The sequence below is a fragment of the Citrobacter sp. Marseille-Q3906 genome (assembly GCF_916618775.1).
GTDB lineage: Bacteria > Pseudomonadota > Gammaproteobacteria > Enterobacterales > Enterobacteriaceae > Citrobacter > Citrobacter murliniae.
The window spans coordinates 1,223,250-1,244,128 of the sequence record NZ_CAKAKA010000003.1 but is presented as its reverse complement, the minus strand read 5'-3'; the positions used below and the strand labels follow the sequence as shown (position 1 = coordinate 1,244,128).

Sequence of the window (20,879 nt, the reverse complement as noted above, 5' to 3'; positions counted from 1 at the left end):
AAAAACCAGTTTATACTGTATGTAATTACAGTCATGGTTTTTCATACAGGAAAACAGCTATGTTGGCACAACTGACCATCAGCAATTTTGCTATCGTTCGTGAACTTGAGATCGATTTCCAGAGCGGAATGACCGTCATCACCGGTGAGACCGGGGCGGGTAAGTCCATTGCCATTGATGCCCTCGGTTTGTGCCTGGGTGGGCGTGCAGATGCCGACATGGTGCGCACTGGTGCCACACGTGCCGACCTGTGTGCCCGCTTCTCTTTGAAAGACACACCTGCGGCGCTGCGCTGGCTGGAGGAAAACCAGCTTGAAGATGGTCGTGAGTGTTTGCTCCGCCGCGTGATCAGCTGCGACGGACGCTCCCGCGGCTTTATCAACGGCACCGCCGTTCCACTGTCACAGCTTCGCGAACTGGGCCAACTGCTTATTCAAATCCACGGCCAGCACGCACACCAGCTCCTGACTAAACCTGAGCAGCAAAAATTCCTGCTCGATGGCTACGCCAATGAAGCCTCACTGACTCAGGAAATGGCTGCACGCTACCAGCTGTGGCACCAGAGCTGCCGTGACCTGGCGCATCATCAGCAGCAAAGCCAGGAGCGCGCCGCCCGTGCGGAGCTATTGCAGTATCAGTTAAAGGAGCTGAATGAATTTAACCCTCAGGTGGGTGAATTTGAACAAATCGATGAAGAGTACAAGCGTCTGGCTAACAGCGGGCAATTACTCACCACCAGCCAACAGGCGCTGGCTATCATGGCAGATGGCGAAGACATTAACCTGCAAAGCCAACTGTACACAGCAAAGCAGTTGGTTGGCGAACTGGCGGAAATGGACAGTAAGCTCTCCGGTATTCTGGACATGCTCGAAGAGGCCACCATCCAGCTCAGCGAAGCCAGCGACGAATTGCGCCACTACTGCGACCGACTGGATTTAGACCCAAACCGTTTGTTCGAACTTGAGCAGCGGATTTCTAAGCAAATCTCTCTGGCGCGCAAACATCATGTCGCACCGGAAGCGCTTCCTCAGTTTTACCAGTCTCTGCTGGATGAACAACAGCAGCTTGACGATCAGGCCGACTCGCTGGAAACCTTAACGCTGGCGGTGAACAATCACCACCAGCAAGCGCTGGAAACAGCTAAAGCACTGCATCAGCAGCGGCTGTATTACGCTCAGGAGCTTGGGCAACTGATTACAGAAAGTATGCATACCCTCTCTATGCCGCACGGCCTCTTTTGTATTGATGTAAAGTTTGATGAACATCATCTGAGCGCAGACGGTGCCGATCGCGTTGAATTTAAAGTCACCACGAACCCTGGTCAACCGATGCAGGCCATTGCGAAAGTTGCTTCTGGTGGGGAACTGTCACGTATCGCACTGGCTATTCAGGTCATCACTGCGCGTAAAATGGAAACCCCGGCACTGATTTTCGATGAAGTTGACGTCGGTATTAGCGGCCCTACAGCCGCCGTCGTGGGGAAAATGTTACGCCAGTTGGGTGAATCAACACAGGTTATGTGTGTCACACACCTCCCACAGGTTGCTGGTTGTGGCCACCAACACTTCTTTGTCAGCAAAGAAACTGACGGCGCGATGACTGAAACGCATATGCAACCGCTCGACAAACGCGCGCGCCTGCAAGAGCTAGCCCGCTTGCTTGGCGGTAGCGAAGTGACGCGCAATACCCTGGCAAATGCAAAAGAACTGCTGGCAGCGTAAACTTTTTTCCCTTGTAACGGTCTGAGTTCAACATAAAATCGCCAGCCGACCCGACAGCAAAAGGTTTTAAAGTGGTGAAAGGTCTATTATCATCGACATATTACATATGAGCCGCGTACTGCTCGGGCCCGAAAAGGAATCAAATCACTATGCGCTGTAAAACGCTGACTGCTGCTGCAGCAGTACTACTGATGTTGACTGCAGGCTGTTCCACTCTGGAGCGAGTGGTTTACCGTCCTGACATCAACCAGGGAAACTATCTGACCGCTAACGATGTATCCAAAATTCGTGTGGGTATGACGCAACAGCAGGTTGCTTATGCTCTGGGTACGCCGATGATGTCCGATCCTTTTGGCACCAACACCTGGTTCTATGTGTTCCGCCAGCAACCAGGACATGAAGGCGTAACGCAGCAAACGCTGACTCTGACCTTTAACAGCAGTGGTGTATTGACCAATATCGATAACAAACCAGCGCTGACTGACAATAAATAAGGTTCAGAACGCAGGTTTCAGAGATCAAAAAAGGTGCTCAGTGAGCACCTTTTTTATATCTGCTACTTTTTAGCAGATTTCTCTGCCCGCTGTCTGCGCAGCTCTTTCGGGTCAGCAATCAATGGTCGATATATTTCTACTCGATCACCATCATGCACGGTATCGGCAAGTTTTACCGGACGACTGTAGATACCTACTTTATTTTTGCTGAGATCGATATCGGTGCGTAATTCCAGCAACCCGGAGGTGCGAATGGCCTCTTCAACCGTTGCCCCCTCTTGCAGCGTTACGCGTTGCAGGTACTGTTTTTCCGGCAGCGCATACGCGACTTCGACGACAATCTTAGCCGACACTGACACTGTAAACCTCTTTTGCACGAACGGTGAAGGCCTGCACCATGTTAGACGCCAGCTCTTTGAAGATCCGGCCAAACGCCAGTTCAATTAACTTGTTGGTGAACTCAAAATCAAGCTGAAACTCAATGCGGCACGCATCCTGGCTGAGCGGCGTAAATTTCCATCCGCCGATCAGTTTTTTGAAAGGGCCATCGACCAGATGCATCAGGATGCTCTGGTTATTGGTCAGTTGATTGCGCGTGGTGAACGTTTTGCTGATCCCTGCTTTAGAAACATCCACAGCCGCCGTCATCTGTCCTGGTGTTGACTCCAGGACACGACTTCCGGTGCAACCGGGTAAAAACTGGGGATAGGATTTAACATCATTCACTAACTGATACATCTGTTCCGCACTGTAAGGTACTAAAGCGGTCCGGCTAATCTGAGGCATAACAATTTCCATCAATATCAATCGTACAAATAATACCATTTATCATCCGCTAAAAAAAACGCTATAGCCTAACTCGTGCTAAGATAGCGCCTTACGCCCCGCTGGATGAAATGGGGTGTTTTTCGATTCCAGATTACCTATACTGAGCGGCATTATGACGAAGAAAAAAGCACACAAACCTGGCTCAGCCACAATCGCGCTTAACAAACGCGCACGACACGAATACTTTATCGAAGAAGAGTTCGAAGCCGGACTCGCCCTGCAAGGCTGGGAAGTTAAATCCCTGCGCGCAGGCAAAGCCAATATCAGCGATAGCTATGTCATTCTCAAAGACAGTGAAGCTTTCCTGTTTGGCGCAAACTTCACCCCGATGGCGGTTGCCTCAACACATGTCGTGTGCGACCCCACCCGTACCCGGAAACTGCTGTTAAACCAGCGTGAACTTGACTCTCTTTATGGTCGAATGAACCGTGAGGGTTATACCGTGGTTGCACTTTCGCTGTACTGGAAGAATGCCTGGTGCAAAGTGAAAATTGGCGTAGCCAAAGGTAAGAAGCAACACGATAAACGCTCCGATGTGAAGGAGCGTGAATGGCAGTTGGATAAAGCTCGTATTATGAAAAATGCAGGCCGATAAATCTCCATACTTTGTGATCAGTCTCTCCCGCGGAGACTGGTCGTTATTGTTTAGTTATTGAAACCACCCCAATACATTCACCGTATTTATAGTTTATTTTTGCTGAATCGTTAAAATCCCAAATACACCGTTCTCTTTTTATTGCCCCTCATAGCTTAATAAAATAAAACATCAAGCCACCACCATCTTATTTCCACCGGTGAATAACATTATTATTACTGGTGTTTATTATATATCTTCCCGACTCAGCAGATAAAAACAAAAAACCTTAAAATACAATGCAATATGAAAACATCCGTACTCAAACAACCTTTAATTAGTATCTACCTGAATTATCACCATATGTTTTTAATATGTAGAAGTTGCAGAATACTTTCTTTGTGACTATATCATCTAATACGAAAGAACTATCTGACCACGGGGCCAGGATTAATTTTATATAAGCAGCTGACATCATTACGACCTAACCAATGAAATTACATGTGTAAATTCATCTTCATGATGAACGGGGCACCTGTCTGCTCATTATTCCCAGCGCGCCGTTGCGAATTAATACTCCCGGCCAGCCATCAGGAGTGAACATATGCGTCTACTCGCCGTTGTATCAAAATTGACTGGTGTCTCCACAAATATTGAAGCCTCTGAAGTTACGCTCAGTGCACCGTCTGTCGTGAAGCTGTCCGTTCAACGTGAGGACATCAGTCAACTGACTCGTATTAATCAGGATCTGGTTGTCACACTCCGCTCAGGCGAAACCATCACGATTAAAAATTTTTACGTCGCAAACGGTAATGACAAAAGCCAGCTCGTTCTCGAAGATAACAACGGCGCACTGTGGTGGGTTCAGGATACCGATGGCGCATTCCACTTTCAGCACATTGATGACCTGACGCCGCTGATGACAGCGGAAGGCAGTCATGAAGGCGGAGCTGTCTGGCCCTGGGTTCTCGGCGGCGTCGCGGTTGCGGGGGGCATCGCCCTCGCTGCAGGCGGAGGCGGTGGTGGAGGTGGTGGCGGCGGTGATAGCGGGAATAACGCTGGCAACGGAAATGGCAACGGCGGTAATGGTAGCGGAAACAGTAATAACGGTAATGGTGACAGTGATGGTGATGGCGGTGCGCCGCCGACAACGATGCCAGCAACACCAGATGTGCCCGTTATTACCAGCGTAACAGATGATCAGGAGCTTATTACTGGCATCGTAAATCAGCAGGAATCCACCAACGATAGTACCCCTACTCTTCAGGGAACCGGCCCCGCGAACACCACTTTGCATATTTTCGACAACGGCACTGAAATTGGCCAGGTCACTATTGATGCCAATGGTAACTGGACATTTACGCCTTCATCTCCTCTCGCGGATGGTACTCACGAGTTCACGGTCAGCGCATCGAACAATGCGGGCAGCAGTGAAATGTCTGAAGTCTGGGAGATTATCATCGACACCGTCTCCCCTGATGCGCCAGTAGTCAGCCAGGTAACCGACGATGCAGATTCCATTACCGGACCTGTCAACAATAACGCCGTGACTAACGACGACACGCCAACCCTCTCCGGTACCGGTGAAGCCGGCAACTTCATCAGCATTTCTGATAATGGCATCCTGATTGGCATGACCCAGGTTGATGAGAATGGCAACTGGACTTTTACGCCGGATATACCGCTGAGCGAGGGCATCCACAATCTGACGGCCACGCAAACCGACGCTGCAGGTAACGTGAGTACAGAAACCTCCGTACCAACATTTACCGTCGATATCACCCCACCGTTAGCCGCAACAATTTCCGGTATTAATCCTGAAGGTACAACGGTAACCGGCAACGCGGAAGCCGGTAGCAAAGTCATGATTATTGGCAGCAATAACCAGTTGCTCGGCTCAGCCATCGTCGAGCCAGGCGGAAATTTCTCTATTAATATTTCACCATCGCAGACACATGGCGAATCACTTACGGTCAGGATTCAGGACGAAGCGGGCAACGTTGGTCCGGAGACGCAATTCAACGCTCAGAACTCTGGCTATCCGGGTGTACCGGTTATCGTCAGCGTGATGGATGACGTCGCACCGTCTACCGGAACCTTGAGCAACAATCAGGCTACTAACGACGCTACACCTACCCTTTCCGGTACCGCAGAAGCCAACAGTACAGTTAAAATTTATAACAACGGTACGCTTATCGACAATGTGCTTGCAGACGGTAGCGGCAACTGGAGTTGGACGTCCGGCATGCAGTTGCCAGATGGTCCGTACGCTTTCACTGTCACCGCGACTAACCAGTCGGGTACAGGGGGAATGTCGCCAGCATTCAACATAAATATCGACACTCAGCCACCATCACCTCCGGATGATCTGAGCGTATCAACTGATGGATCCGTCGTCACAGGAACGGCCGAGCCAGGCAATACTGTGGTTATTACCGATGGCAACAGTAATCAGATAGGTAGTGGCGTCGCCGGACCGGATGGTTCTTTTACCATTACGATTACCCCGCCGCAGACCAATGGCGAAACGCTAACGGCCATCGCAACCGATCCGGCAGGAAACCCGAGCCAGCCAGAAACCGCGCTTGCACCGGATACTACCGCCCCACTGCCGCCTGGCAATTTGCTGATCACTCCTACTGGCGACCAGGTCTCCGGCACGGCAGAGCCCAACAGTACAGTGCATATACTGAATCCGGCCGGCGACATCATTGGTACAGCAACAGCCGGCGTTAACGGGGAGTTTACCGCTACGCTGGTTCCGCCACAGATTAACGGAGAGAAGCTTGCCGCTAACGCCACTGATGCGGCTGGCAACACAGGTGAAAATGCTAATGTCACCGCGCCGGACACCACGGCGCCTGATGCACCAACAGGTGTAACCGTCGCCGGGGATGGTGGTTCGGTGAGTGGTCACGCTGAAGCGGGTAGCACCATCACCATCAAAAACAGCAATGGCATTGCTATTGGCACTGGCCAGGCAGACAGCGGGGGGAATTTCACCGTGCCGATCTCGCCGTCACAAATCAACGGTGAAACGGTAAAAGCCACCGCAACGGACAACACAGGAAACGAGAGCAAGCCGACCACTGCGCTTGCCCCGGACCTCACTGCGCCAGACCAGCCCGTTATCATTGCCGTCATAGACAATGTTGCCGAGATCGTCGGCAACATCGATAACAATACGCTCACTAACGACGACAAACCGGAAATCAAGGGCACCGCCGAGGCCGGTTCTCAGGTCAAAATATATGATAATGGCGTACTGCTGACGACCGTTACCGCCGATATCAACGGTAACTGGAACTACACACCAATCACCTCACTGGGTCAGGGTGCGCACGTATTTACAGTGACGGCGACGGATGCCGCCAACAATACCAGCAGCGCCGCAAGCTGGAAAATTATTGTTGATAGTGTTGCTCCAACCGTACCGGTCATTACCCTCATAAGCGACGACGTCGGCACTATCACCGGTAACATCGCGAATAACGGCTGGGTGACCAATGACAGTACACCCACTATCTCTGGGACCGGTGAGCCTGGCTCTCTGGTGACGCTGTATGATGGCAGCCTGCTGATGACAGTGATACTTATCGATAAATCAGGTACCTGGAGCTATACCGTACCAGCGGACAAAGCGCTCAGCGACCGCGATCACCATTTTAAGGTGACAGCCACAGATGCAGCCGGTAACGTCGTCACCTCACAAACCATCGTCACTGTTACCGTTGATACTCAGGCCCCTGGAGCCCCCACTATTTCGACCGCCACAGACGACGTCGGAAATGCGCCAGTCGATCTGCCTTCTGGTAGCCGTTCAAACGACAACCTGCCGCTACTGAAAGGCACCGGAATAGTTGGATCCACCATCACTATTTACGACGGTGCTACCCCGATTGGAACGGCGACAGTCATCACGGGAGGGGGCTGGAGTTTCCAGGTTAGCCAGCCTCTCAGTGAAGGCCCCCACAATCTGTCTGCTATCGCGACAGACACAGCGGGCAATGCCAGTAACGCCGGAAATTTCACGCTGACTATTGATACCACACCACCCGCAGCACCCGTCATCACTTCTGCGGAAGGCCTGATTGGCAGTGATACGAAAACGTTGAGTAACGGGGGTAGCACGAAGAGTACCGAGCCAAAACTGTCTGGAACCGGTGAGGCTGGTGCGACAATTACTATTTTTGATAATAGCGGTCCCATTGGCACCGCCCTCGTGAAGCCCGATGGAACCTGGACATTTACGCCTCCCACTCCCCTGTCGGATGGCCCACACAAATTCACCGCAACGGCTACCGACATTGCGGGCAACTCGGGGATCCCGTCAGCAGGCTTTACTCTGACGGTGGATAATCAGCCGCCGGTGAGGCCCGCTCCACCGACGATGACTGATGATACCAACCCGATAACCGGAATTATCACCAACGGTACCACTAACGATACCACGCCAACCTTCAGCGGGACGGGGAGTGCCGGGGATCGTATTTCCATTTTCCTTAATGGCAATACTACACCGCTGGGTGAAGTGACGGTCGGTGCAGATGGCAGCTGGAGTTATACGCCAACCACCCCAGTCGCTCAGGGTAATTACCAGGTGACTATCACGGCAACCGATCCGGCAGGAAATGTCAGCTTACCATCGGATCCTGTCCTACTGAACATCGATACAACACCACCTGCACCTCCGGTGATTATCGCCGCCAGTGATGACGTCGGTAACGTCAAAGGCGATATCGGTCCCAGTGCCGTGACCGATGACACGACACCGACCATTCGTGGAACCGGTACTACCGGAGACACCATCACCCTGTATAACGGCAGCACGGTTATCGGCACCACTACTGTCGTTAACGGCGAATGGAGCATCACTCCCGGAATGGCGCTGGCAAACGGAAACTATACCCTGAACGCCATCGCAACCGATGTGGCTGGTAACGCCAGCGGCAGCTCAAACAGCATCTCGTTTACGGTAAACAACACAACATTGGCCTCGCCACTGGTAACAGATATTCAGGATAACGCCGGCGTTATTACGGGTTCGCTTGGTAACGGAAGCGTCACGGATGATACGACCCCCACCATTAGCGGAACCGGCACTCCCGGCAGCACCGTATTAATTTATGATGGCAGTAATCCTGTCGCTATTGCTACGGCAACTGTTGGCGCGAATGGGAACTGGAGTGTTGAAGTTACTCTCTCCGCTAACGCCTCTCACACACTGACTTTCGGCGCACAGGATGCCGCAGGTAACGTGCTACCAGCAGGGAACGCTGTCACCTTAACTGTCGACACTCTGGCACCCGACGCACCTACAGTCACCAGCGTAGATCCAAACGGTACGCTGGTTATCGGTAAAGCCGAAGCGGGCAGTACCGTTATCATTCGCAGCGGTACTACGGTTCTCGGCCAGGGGATCGCAGACGGTTCCGGAAATTATTCCGTCACCCTGTCACCGGCGCAAACAACAGGTCAGACATTGAACGTCATCGCCCAGGATCCCGCGGGTAATCAGAGCGGTCCAACCTCTTTTGCAGCCGCCACTTCCAGTGTACCGCACCCGCCAACTCTTGAAATCGTAGATGATATCGCTCCCGGCGTTGGCGTCATTGGTAACGGTAAAACCACCAACGATACCCAACCGCTACTGCAAGGAAGCGCGACTGCTGGCGCAACGGTCAATATATTTCAAAATGGGATCCTGCTGACCACAGTGACTGCCGATGCCATTTCTGGCGCATGGAGTTATCAACTGCCTACAATCCTGGCGGAGGGTACAACCTATAATTTTACTGTGTCACAAACTGTTGGCGGTACTGACAGCGGTCTGTCACCCAACTACGCCATCACCATCGACAGCACCGCCCCGCTGGCGCCGACCATCACCAGCATCATAGACGACATCTCACCGGGCGCAGGATCGTTAGATAAGGGGCAAATGACTAACGACTCGCGCCCAACCTTAAACGGAACCGGTGAAGCTGGCGCCACTATCACCCTCTATGATAAAGGTGTTGCGATTGCCACAACCACGGTAAACAGCAGCGGATTCTGGAGCTTTACCCCGACAAACTCGCTGGGAGAAGGCGAGCATATTTTTACCGTGCGCGCGACTGACGCAGCAGGCAATCAGGGAGATGAGTCTACGGACTTCCGGATTATTGTTGATACTTTGATCCCGGACGCCCCATCCATTGTGACGGTAACGGACGATGTTGGCACTCCCCAGACGCTTACATCAGGACAGTCAACCAACGATAGTACGCCAACGCTCAACGGCGTTACCGAGCCTTATTCCATTGTCACTATTCGCGATAATGGCGCGGTAATTGGCACTGCCACCAGCGACGAAAACGGCAACTGGAACTTTACGCCGCCATCTTCACTCAGCGAAGGCAGTCATTCGTTGACCGCAACCGTCACGGATGGTGCTGGTAATATCAGCCCGGCGACGCCACCGTTCGTCCTGATTGTAGACACACTACCACCCGCCGCGCCGCTTATTACCTCAGTAATTGACGATCAACCCGGCAGCACATCGCTGACAAACGGGCAACTGACCAATGACGCGCAGCCTACGCTGAACGGTACAGGGGAAGTTGGCTCCACCATCACGATCCGCGATAAAGGCGTTGATATCGGCACGGCCCTGGTCGATGAGTCAGGTAACTGGAGCTTCACACCGGATAACGCGCTGAGTCAGGGGCAGCATGTATTTACCGCCGTTGCTACTGACAAGGCGGGTAATACAGGCGGTTCCTCCTCGTCCTTCACCCTCGAACTGGATTCCCTTGCCCCGCAGGCACCGGTCATCAGTACAGTGCAGGATAATACGGCTCCCACAACAGGCCCGATTAATAATGGTCAGACAACGAACGAAACCCGCCCGGCATTGAGCGGTACTGGCGAAATTGGCGCAACTATTACTGTCCTGAGTGACGGTCAGCCAATCGGCACCACCACCGTAGGCGCTGGTGGGACCTGGAGTTTTACCCCCACAACAGCGCTGGGCAATGGTACGCATACGCTGACCGTAACCGCCACCGACAGCGCAGGCAACACCAGCCCTGCATCTAACAGTTTTACGCTCACGGTTGATACCGTATTGCCAACCATGCCCGCCATCACTCAGGTCGTCGATGACGTCGGCCCGATAACCGGTATTCTGAGCAACGGCCAGGCCACAAACGATGCACTCCCCACACTTAGCGGCACCGCTGAGGCCAATTCAACGGTCAAAATTTACGATAACGGATCGCTTATCGGTACGGTTTCGGCAGACGGGAATGGAGCCTGGAATTTCACCCCCGGGACCGCACTTGGTAACGGCAATCACGCACTGACCGTGACTTCAACGGATGCCGCCGGAAACGTCAGTCCCTCGTCGGCCGGGTTTGGTATCATCGTTGATACCGTCCCCCCTCTTGCGCCCACGATTATTGAAGCTTTCGATGACGTGCAGCCAGGAACCGGTACGCTGTCGAGCGGTGCGTTTACCAATGACACCCGTCCTGTTCTGAGCGGTTCAGCGGAGGCTAATGCGCGAGTCGCCATTTACGACAATGGCACACTGCTGTTTACGGTAACAGCGGCAATAGATGGCACCTGGGAATATCTGCCAACCACCCTGAGTAATGGCCAGCACGTATTTACCGCCATCGCCACCGACGCCGCCGGAAACGTCAGCTCTGCCTCCGCCGGGTTTATTATCAATGTCGACACGGTCCCGCCTTCAATACCACAGCTAATCACGGTGGTGGATGATGTTGCAGGCGGTGCGTTTAATGTGGCGCTGAGCAACGGGCAACTGACTAATGATGCCCGTCCAACGCTAAACGGCACCGCCGAAGCGGGCAGCACCGTTAGTATCTATGACGGTGGTACACTGCTCGGCACCGCGCTCGTGCAAAGCAATAACAGCTGGTCGTTTACGCCAGGCACACCGCTTGCTAACGGTTCACATACCTTCACTGTGACCGCCACCGATGCCGCGGGAAATACCAGCGGCGCGACAGCCGGATTTACCGTTATCGTGGACATTACTGCTCCGGCGCAACCATCAATTAGCAGCATTATTGATGATGTGGGACCAAACACAGGGGTAATTGGCAACAACCAGGTCACCAATGACGCGCGCCCGACATTAAACGGCACCACGGAAGCCAATGCCCGGGTCGATATTTATGACAACAGCAACTTTGTCATCAGCGTGACGGCAGACGGAAACGGCAACTGGAGTTACACCCCACCCACAGCGCTGACTCAGGGTGCGCATGCCTTTACTATCACGGCAACGGATACCGCAGGAAATACCAGCGGGACATCGTCTGCCGCCGCGATAGTGGTCGATACCCTCGCTCCGGGCATTCCTACCGGACTGGTGATTAACGCCAACGGCACCACGTTAACAGGTGTTGCTGAAGCAAACAGTACAGTAATCATCACCTCAAGTAGCGGAACCGTACTCGGCACCGCAACGGCCAATGCATCCGGCAACTTTACTTTCATCCTTAACCCACCGCAGATCAGTGGGCAAACGCTGCTGGTTAGCGCACAGGATGCGGCAGGCAACATGGGTTCGCCAGGTAGCGCGCTGGCTCCGTTTACTGGCGTGCCACCTGCTCCTGTTATTTCCAGCGTATTTGATGATATAGGTACGATAACTGGCGCAGTCGCCGCCGGGAAAACCACCAATGATACCCGCCCGACGCTTAGCGGAACGGCGCAGGCTAACGCCGTCGTCAGCCTCTACAATAATGGGGTATTGATGGGCACAACGACTGCTGACGGTAACGGACTCTGGAGCTTTACCCCTGGCAGTGCACTCAGCGAAGGCAACCACGCATTTACCGCCAGTGCGGCAAATGCCAACGGTTCAGGCGGTTTATCCGGCGCATTCAGCGTCATCGTGGATACCACGCCACCGCCAGCACCAACGGTCCTGATCAGTGCCGATGGCGGAACCATCAGTGGTATCGCCGAAGCGGGAAGCACCGTCACCATCTCCCTGCCTGGTGGTGGCAGCGTAACGGCTATCGCCAACAGCAGCGGTGTATACAGCGTAACCCTGCCGGTTCGCCAGATTGAGGGCCAGTCGTTGTCCGCCACCGCAACCGATGCGGCTGGCAACACCTCATCACCGACAAGTGTTATCGCCCCGGTATTGCCACTGTTGGCCGAAGACAACGTCACCCGGCTGGCATTACAAACCGATGTCACCATCACCAATGAGCACAAAAGCGATTATGGTTTTCTGTTGGTGGATGCACTGGGAACAGTGGCTAACGTGCTGGGGAACAACACGGCCGCCGTCAATTTCAGCATCCAGTCTGGTGGCAGTGGTTCCGTCACCATCAACGCTGCCGCAACCGGCATTGTGCTGTCACTGCTGAGCACCATGGAGATCGTTATCCAGCGCTTTGACACCGCGCTCAACGCCTGGGTTACGGTAGTCGATACCTCAAAACCCCAGTTTGCCGATCTGCTAACGCTCGGTGCTTCAGGAGTGACGCTCAACTATGATGGATTGACAGGCGGGGATTACCGCGTAGTCAGCTACAACACCAGCCTGCTGGCTACCGGTGCCTATACCAGTCTGGATGTTGCGGTGGTGAAAACCAGCGCCGGAAACATCACCGGTGGCTTGACGGAATCCGGCAACATCATCACAGATACCGACCCCACCAACGGACAGGATAACGCCCCTTCCGGCACCCGGGTGACCTCGATTACCGATGGCAACGGGAATCTGGTGAACATCCCCGCGGGTGGAGCCGATATTCAGGGTAAATACGGCATCCTGCATATTAACCAGGACGGTAGCTATACCTACACTCTCACCAACACATCGGCATCGGTCTATGGGCGTTCCGAAAGCTTCACCTATACGCTGACTCACGGTAATGATCACTCTTCGGCAAAATTAGTGGTCACACTAGGTCAAAACCCTGCAACCAGCACCGTAACGGCTGCGGATGATGTAGCCTCACTGACCTACGGAACGGAAGTCAGCGCGGTCGACCATGGACCGTCAAAACAAACCGGCTTCACACTCGCGAATATCGGCCTGGGTAATGTTCTGGACGTCAGTCTGGTAAACGGCCTGACCAACCCGATCAAATTCAACGTTGATGACGGCGCCACCCGCACGCTGACAATTCAGGCTGATGTTCTCGGCGTTACGCTTGGCGGTTTTGATCTCTACGTCTACCGTTTCAATGAGACAATCCAGCAGTATGAGCAATATCGGGTACAACCAAACTGGGTCACCGCGCTGTTAGGCGGCAGCTCTACGGCATATACCATCACGCTGCCTGGTGGCGACTATTTGTTCCTGCTTAACGCCTCAGGCGGCCTGACCCTGCTGACAAGCTATACCCTGAATATTCAGGCGGATCACACCTACGCAGTAGACAGTCTGAGCGCCTCAACCAACGGCAACATTCTGGCTAATGACTCGGCTCCGGCCAATACGGTCATCACTGAAGTGAACGGCGTCACGGTCAATGCCACGGGCACCACGCGCATTGATGGGCAGTACGGTACGCTGATAATCGATGCGAAAGGCAATTACACCTACACGCTGAAAAGTGGATTGGGCGCAGACAGCATCAATACGCCGGACAGCTTTGTCTATACGGTAAAAGCACCAAACGGCGATACCGGCAGCGCGTCGCTGAACATCAAGGCGACGCCACAGGCGCTGGATGCCGTAAATGACATCAGCAGCCAGATGGCGGTCACCACACTGCAGGACACCTCTCAGCCGTTTACTGATACCAGCGTAGGGAATGCCAGTTGGAACACTTTGCTGGTGCCAAGCTCGAAAAGCGGCACTGGCACCATCGAGGTGGCAGCGGGTACAGCGGTGCAGAACGTCGTGCTGCACTTTAACGTGGCATCCGGGCTAACGCTTGGCGGGCTGAATGTCGTCTGGGCGTTGTACGACAGCAAAGGCGTTAAGGTGGCCGGGGATTCATTCAACGGTGGGTTGTTGCTCGGCGGCAACATTGATATCGCCCTGAACGGGCTCGTGCTGCACGCAGGGAACTATCGTCTGGACTATACCGGTAGCGTCGGTGCACTGGGTGTGGGTTCCATTACCATCACGCCAAGTGTCAAAGGCTCGGTAGTCGACCTCGATAACTTCGAAACTTCCGGCGTGAATAACGTCACAGGCAATATCTATGACGGGGACCATATTGCCAGCGTGCATACCCTGCTGACGGTGAATGGCGCAGGCGGCAGCACCGCTACGCTGGATCCACTGGGAAGCAGTACCGCCAGCGCTACCATCAATGGATTGTACGGCAAACTGACCATCGGGATTGACGGCCATTACACCTATACCCTCAACAACGATGTCTCTCTTGCGACGATCACCAACAAAGAGACATTTACCTACACCCTGAACGACCAGAAAGGCCATACCGATACTGCCACGCTGACCATCGACATGAATCCGCAGGTCGTGAGCACCGCAGATGCCGATCGTCTTATTGGCAGTGCATATGGCGATACGCTGATTTATCACCTGCTCAGCGCCAACGATGCGACCGGTGGCAACGGAACAACGGACACATGGACTAATTTCTCACTGGCGCAGGGAGACAAAATCGATATCGGCGACCTGCTGGTCGGCTGGAACGGGCAAAACGCCACGCTCGGCAATTATCTCTCCGTTTCCACCAATGGTAACAACACGGTGGTTTCTATCGACCGCGACGGTACGGGCGCAACGTATCACTCGACTAATCTCATTACTCTGGAGAACGTACACACCACGCTCGACGAGCTGATCCAACAAAACCACATTGTGACCTGAAATCAGTACCGTAACGCCATAACTACAGCCCCGGATGCCATGACGTCCGGGGCAATAACAGTCGTCACAGCCGTATTTTGAAAGGGATAAACTATGAGACGTGTCGCCCCTGTCGCTTTACTGCTGGCATTAACGCTCTGTTCCTTATGGGTTAATGCCAAAGATGAACCTCAAGTTATTACGCCGGAAGGGCTGGCCACCAGCCAGATGCTTCCCTCTCTCGATGGTTCCATGGCCGAACTACCGCTTAGCGCCGCCGCGCCCGGCAATCTGACGCTTAGCGATGCGGTAAGCCGCGCTGTAAGCTGGCACCCCTCTATTCGTGAATCCATCGGTAAACTGCTCTCACAGAATGAGCAGATCGACGTGGCGAAATCGAAATATTATCCGCAGGTCACTGCCGGAATGAACAACGGATACAGCAATACCTATAACGATCACGGTTTCAGCCCGTCACTGGTGATCTCGGTATCGCAAATGCTGTACGACTTCGGCAAAGTCGCAAGCCAGGTCCGGGCTGAAACCGCCGGGGCCGCTCAACAACAGGCAAACGTATTACTCAGCATTGATACCGTCGCCCACGCCACCGCAAACGCCATTGTCCAGGTTCAGGCGTGGCAGCAAATGGTCGATGCCGCCGAAGAGCAGCTCGTTGCCCTGAACGGCATTGGCAGGCTGACCCGGGAACGCAATAATGAAGGGGCGACGTCGCAGTCAGACGTGGTACAAACTGACGCGCGTATTGAGTCTGCTCGCTCACAGCTGGCGCAGTATCAGGCTAACCTAGACAGCAGCAAGGCGACGCTGATGAGTTTTCTCGGCTGGAACTCACTCAACGGCATCAGCAATGAGTTCCCGGTCAAACTGGACAGCAGTTGTGATGTGGCAAAACCGGATGACCGGCTGGTTCCAGCCGTACTCGCGGCATGGGCACAGGCAAACATCGCACAGGCAAACCTGGACTACGCCAATGCGCAAATGACACCGACCTTCTCTCTGGAGCCCTCTGTTCAGCATTACCTTAATGACAAGTATCCCAGCCATGAAGTACTCGACAAAACACAGTACTCAACGTGGGTAAAAGTTGAGATGCCGCTGTATCAGGGCGGCGGCCTCACAGCCCGACGCAACGCCGCCAGCCATGCGGTCGAGTCCGCACAATATTCCATCCAGCGCACCCGACTCGACGTACGTCAGAAATTACTGGAGTCCCGTAGCCAGGCGATGAGTCTCGCCAGCGCCCTGCAAATTCTGCGCCGCCAGCATCAGCTGAGCGAACGTACGCGCGAACTTTATCAGCAGCAGTATCTCGACCTCGGTTCACGTCCGCTGCTCGACGTACTGAATGCAGAACAGGAAGTGTATCAGGCCCGTTTTGCCGAGCTACAGACCCAAAGTCAGCTTCGTCAGCTTCAACTGAACTGCCTCTACAACACCGGATCGCTACGTCAGGCGTTCGCCTTAAATAACCGCAGCATCCAGTCGGTGGAGATACAGCTATGAGCCAGGTCGACCCGCATACCGAAGATGTCATTGGAGAACCGACTCTCAGCCAATGGGCGCAGGCGATTACCCACATTGCCGGCCACTACCGCGTGACCTGTCCACCCGGTGCAATTCAGGCCAACGCCCCGTGGTTTGCTGGTAAAAACAGGTCTCTCGCCCTGACGCAGCTGGCCCGACAGGCGGGGTTGTCATTTCATACACTGGATACCACAAAGCAGGTATTCAGCCAGTGGCGTTTACCGGTAGTGGCTGAACTTCGCGACGGCCAAATTATGGTGATAGAACATTTCAACGGCGAAGATACGCTGGATGTGTTTATCATTGCCGAAGAGGGACAGCGCAATCGGTTGACTGTTACGGAACTGCTGCCGGAAATCCACACCATCACCGCATTGCGCCCATTATCAGCGCTGAAAGACAGTCGGGTAGATCGCTACATTTCGCGCTTTAAGCCTGACTGGATGCGTGAACTGGTGTTAAAGGACATCCGTCCTTACCTGCCGGTAATGATCGCCGCATTTCTGATTAACGTCCTGTCGCTCGCCGGGATTATCTTTTCCATGCAGGTCTATGACCGGGTGATCCCGGCCCAGTCGTATCCCACCTTGTATGTTCTCTCAACTGGAGTGCTGGTCGCGGTGCTGTTTGGCTTTTTACTCCGCGAAGCGCGAACCCATATTATGGATCTGCTCGGTAAACGCGCTGACATGCGGATTTCCGATCGCGTGTTCAGCCATGCCTTGCGGCTGCGCAACAGCGCAGTGCCTCGCTCAACGGGAAGCTTTATTTCCCAGCTACGCGAGCTGGAGCAGGTACGTGAGATGATCACCTCCTCCACCATGTCGACCATTGTTGATCTGCCCTTTTTCTTTCTGTTTATTGTCGTGCTGGCATGCATTGCCCCACCGCTGGCGTGGATAGCTCCTGTCGCCGCCATTCTGATGATCCTGCCGGGATTGCTGTTACAGAAAAAACTGTCGGTGCTCGCCAACCAGGCTGCTCACGAATCCACTCTACGTAACGCCGTGCTAGTCGAGAGCGTACAGGGGCTGGAAGACATCAAACTGATGCAGGCGGAGAACCGCTTTTTGCAGCAGTGGAACAGCTACATCCGCATTACCGGAGAGTCCGGTCTGCGCACCCGCAAGCTGACACAGGGACTGATTGGCTGGGGAATGTCGGTACAAAGTCTGGTCTACGCGGCAATCATTATGTTCGGTGCACCGATGGTCATTGAAGGTACGATGACCACCGGGGCCGTGGTGGCGGCCTCCATGCTCGGCTCACGGATGATCGCCCCAATGGCTAACCTGTGCGGCGTGCTGGCACGCTGGCAGCAGGTCAAAGCGGCGAAGATGGGTCTGGACAGCATTATGCAGTTGCCCACTGAAACCCAGCACGATGAAAACCGGGTACATCAGGAGATCTTTCATGGCCACTATCTGTTTGAAAATGCGCATTTTCGCTACCACAGTGAGGACCAGCGCGTACCGCTGCGCATCTCGCGCCTGGAAATCATGCCAGGAGAACGGGTCGCCATCCTCGGACGTAACGGCGCAGGAAAATCCACTCTGCTACAGGCAATGGCAGGCGGCATAGACATTATTCAGGGCGATGTCCGGCTTGATAACCTGAGCCTGGCGCAAATCGATATGGCTGATTTACGCAGAAACATCGGATTTCTCAGCCAAAACGCGCGACTGTTTTTCGGGACGCTGCGCGAGAACCTGACCCTCGGCGCACCACATGCCAGCGATGCGCAGATATTTGACGCACTGGAAGTCAGCGGCGCAGCAGCATTTGTGAAGCAGCTCGCCAAAGGGCTGGCTCACCCTATTATGGAGGGTGGCAACGGTCTCTCCGGCGGGCAACGACAGTCAATTCTGCTGGCAAGAATGCTTCTGAGATCCCCCAATATCGTACTGCTCGACGAGCCAAGCGCATCGCTGGATGAACACACCGAGCGAGAGTTTATTCAACGACTGAACCTGTGGCTGGGCAACCGCACGCTGGTTGTCGCCACCCATCGCGTTCCGGTTCTCGAACTTGTCGAACGCGTGGTGGTGTTAAAAGAAGGTCAACTGGTAATGGATGCCCCGAAAGCACAAGCGCTGAATGCAAGCCGGGCTTCCACACAGACTCATGGTCGGGAGTGGAAAAATGAAAACCAATCCGCATGATGCCGCCATGGACGACCTCGATATCCGCCGCGAACACCGTTTTTCCGGTGCCAGCAGTATTATTCTGCTCAGCACACTGCTGTTTGCGGTATTAGCGATATGGGCGTATTTCGGCAAACTGGATGAAGTTTCCACCGGTAGCGGGAAAGTGATCCCCAGCTCGCGTGAGCAGGTGTTGCAGTCGCTCGACGGCGGTATCCTCGCAGAACTGACGGTGCGCGAAGGAGATAAAGTGCAAGCCAATCAAATTGTGGCTCGCCTCGACCCGACCCGTTCTGAATCAAACGTTGGTGAAAGCGCAGCCCGATTCCGCGCCTCGCTGGCCTCCAGCGCAAGGCTCAATGCCGAAGTCAACGATCTACCGCTGACATTTCCCGACTCGCTAAAAGCCTGGCCGGAGCTTATCGCCACAGAAACCCGTTTGTATAAAAGCCGTCGGGCACAACTTGCCGACTCGATGGTGGAACTGCAGGATGCGCTGGTATCAGTGAATAAAGAGCTGGCAATCACCCAACGACTGGAGAAAAGCGGAGCCGCCAGCCATGTGGAAGTGCTGCGCCTGCAGCGACAAAAAAGCGATCTGGGGTTGAAAATCACCGACCTGCGCTCGCAATATTACGTGCAGGCGCGTGAAGCACTGTCAAAAGCGAACGCAGAAGTGGATATGCTCGCATCTATTTTGAAAGGACGCGAGGATTCTGTTACCCGCCTGACGGTGCGTACCCCCATGCGCGGCATCGTGAAAAACATCCAGGTCACCACCATTGGCGGCGTAATTCCGCCTAACGGCGAAATGATGGAGATCGTGCCAGTGGACGATCACCTGTTGATAGAAACACGCCTGTCACCGCGCGACATCGCATTTATCCATCCCGGCCAGCGGGCGTTGGTGAAGATCACTGCCTATGACTACGCCATTTATGGCGGACTGGAAGGTGTGGTTGAAACCATCTCACCGGATACTATCCAGGACAAAGTAAAACCGGAAATTTTCTACTACCGCGTTTTTATCCGCACCCACCAGGACTATTTGCAGAACAAACTGGGACGTCATTTCTCTATCGTTCCGGGTATGATTGCCACAGTGGATATAAAAACAGGTGAAAAAACCATCGTCGACTATTTAATCAAACCGTTTAACCGCGCAAAAGAAGCGCTGCGCGAGCGGTAAATCGTTGAGGATAAGGGGTTGCAGGGGCTGGTCACGCATGTCACAAGTCTGTTATACTTACTGCAACACATTGGGGCTGATTCTGGATTCGACGGGATTTGCGAAACCCAAGGTGCATGCCGAGGGGCGGTTGGCCTCGTAAAAAGCCGCAAAAAAATAGTCGCAAACGACGAAAACTACGCTTTAGCAGCTTAATAACCTGCTAAGAGCCCTCTCTCCCTAGCTTCCGCTCTTAAGACGGGGATCAAGAGAGGTCAAACCCAAAAGAGATCGCATGGATGTCCTGCCTGGGGCTGAAGTGCTAAAACTAATCAGGCTAGTTCGTTAGTGGCGTGTCTGTCCGCAGCTGGCGTGCGAATGTAAAGACTGACTAAGCATGTAGTACCGAGGATGTAGGAATTTCGGACGCGGGTTCAACTCCCGCCAGCTCCACCAAAATTCTCCATCGGTGATTACCAGAGTCATCCGATGAAGTCCTAAGAGCCCGCACGGCGCAAGCCCTGCGGGCTTTTTTTGTGCCCTCAATTTGTCCCGCGAAGTCTGATGCCAACTAATTAAATCCGAACCTTTTAGGCACC

At 53.8% G+C, this 20,879-nt stretch carries 9 protein-coding genes and 1 other RNA gene; 8 read left to right on the top strand and 2 right to left on the bottom strand.

Annotated features, from left to right (window positions below):
- The first annotated feature begins 59 nt into the window (after positions 1 to 59).
- Both recN and bamE read left to right on the top strand, forming a co-directional pair.
- Positions 60 to 1,721, top strand: a complete 1,662-nt coding sequence (gene recN / locus LG384_RS23180) for a DNA repair protein RecN (protein ID WP_225761596.1) — start codon at positions 60 to 62, stop codon at positions 1,719 to 1,721.
- Positions 1,722 to 1,870: 149 nt separating this feature from the next.
- On the top strand, positions 1,871 to 2,215 hold the full coding sequence (gene bamE, locus LG384_RS23175) for an outer membrane protein assembly factor BamE (protein WP_045446389.1): 345 nt from the start codon (positions 1,871 to 1,873) through the stop codon (positions 2,213 to 2,215).
- Between the two features lie 62 nt (positions 2,216 to 2,277).
- Here the strand turns inward: bamE and LG384_RS23170 are convergent, their stop codons facing one another.
- Both LG384_RS23170 and LG384_RS23165 read right to left on the bottom strand, forming a co-directional pair.
- A complete protein-coding gene (locus tag LG384_RS23170) occupies positions 2,278 to 2,568 on the bottom strand; it encodes an RnfH family protein (protein ID WP_136345272.1) in 291 nt (96 codons plus the stop codon).
- The gene (locus LG384_RS23165; RefSeq protein WP_071829014.1) at positions 2,558 to 3,040 is read right to left on the bottom strand and encodes a type II toxin-antitoxin system RatA family toxin; all 483 of its coding nucleotides are present in this window, start codon (positions 3,038 to 3,040) and stop codon (positions 2,558 to 2,560) included. The genes LG384_RS23170 and LG384_RS23165 overlap by 11 nt, the downstream gene beginning before the upstream one ends.
- Before the next feature lie 115 nt (positions 3,041 to 3,155).
- On the opposite strand from LG384_RS23165, the gene smpB reads away from it, so the two are divergent.
- The 6 genes from smpB (at position 3,156) to ssrA (ending at position 20,736) form a co-directional block, all read left to right on the top strand.
- Positions 3,156 to 3,638, top strand: a complete 483-nt coding sequence (smpB, locus tag LG384_RS23160) for an SsrA-binding protein SmpB (RefSeq protein WP_045449753.1) — start codon at positions 3,156 to 3,158, stop codon at positions 3,636 to 3,638.
- 583 nt (positions 3,639 to 4,221) lie between these two features.
- Entirely contained in the window at positions 4,222 to 15,444 is an 11,223-nt protein-coding gene (locus LG384_RS23155; RefSeq protein WP_225761595.1) for a BapA/Bap/LapF family large adhesin, read from the top strand.
- A 93-nt stretch (positions 15,445 to 15,537) separates the two neighbouring features.
- Positions 15,538 to 16,947: a TolC family outer membrane protein gene (locus LG384_RS23150; RefSeq protein WP_225761594.1), complete on the top strand. Its 1,410-nt coding sequence runs from the start codon at positions 15,538 to 15,540 to the stop codon at positions 16,945 to 16,947.
- The gene (locus LG384_RS23145; protein WP_225761593.1) at positions 16,944 to 19,130 is read left to right on the top strand and encodes a type I secretion system permease/ATPase; all 2,187 of its coding nucleotides are present in this window, start codon (positions 16,944 to 16,946) and stop codon (positions 19,128 to 19,130) included. The genes LG384_RS23150 and LG384_RS23145 overlap by 4 nt, the downstream gene beginning before the upstream one ends.
- Before the next feature lie 7 nt (positions 19,131 to 19,137).
- Positions 19,138 to 20,301: an HlyD family efflux transporter periplasmic adaptor subunit gene (locus LG384_RS23140; protein ID WP_136345271.1), complete on the top strand. Its 1,164-nt coding sequence runs from the start codon at positions 19,138 to 19,140 to the stop codon at positions 20,299 to 20,301.
- Positions 20,302 to 20,373: 72 nt separating this feature from the next.
- Positions 20,374 to 20,736, top strand: a transfer-messenger RNA (tmRNA) gene (gene ssrA, locus LG384_RS23135).
- The last annotated feature ends 143 nt before the right edge of the window (positions 20,737 to 20,879 follow it).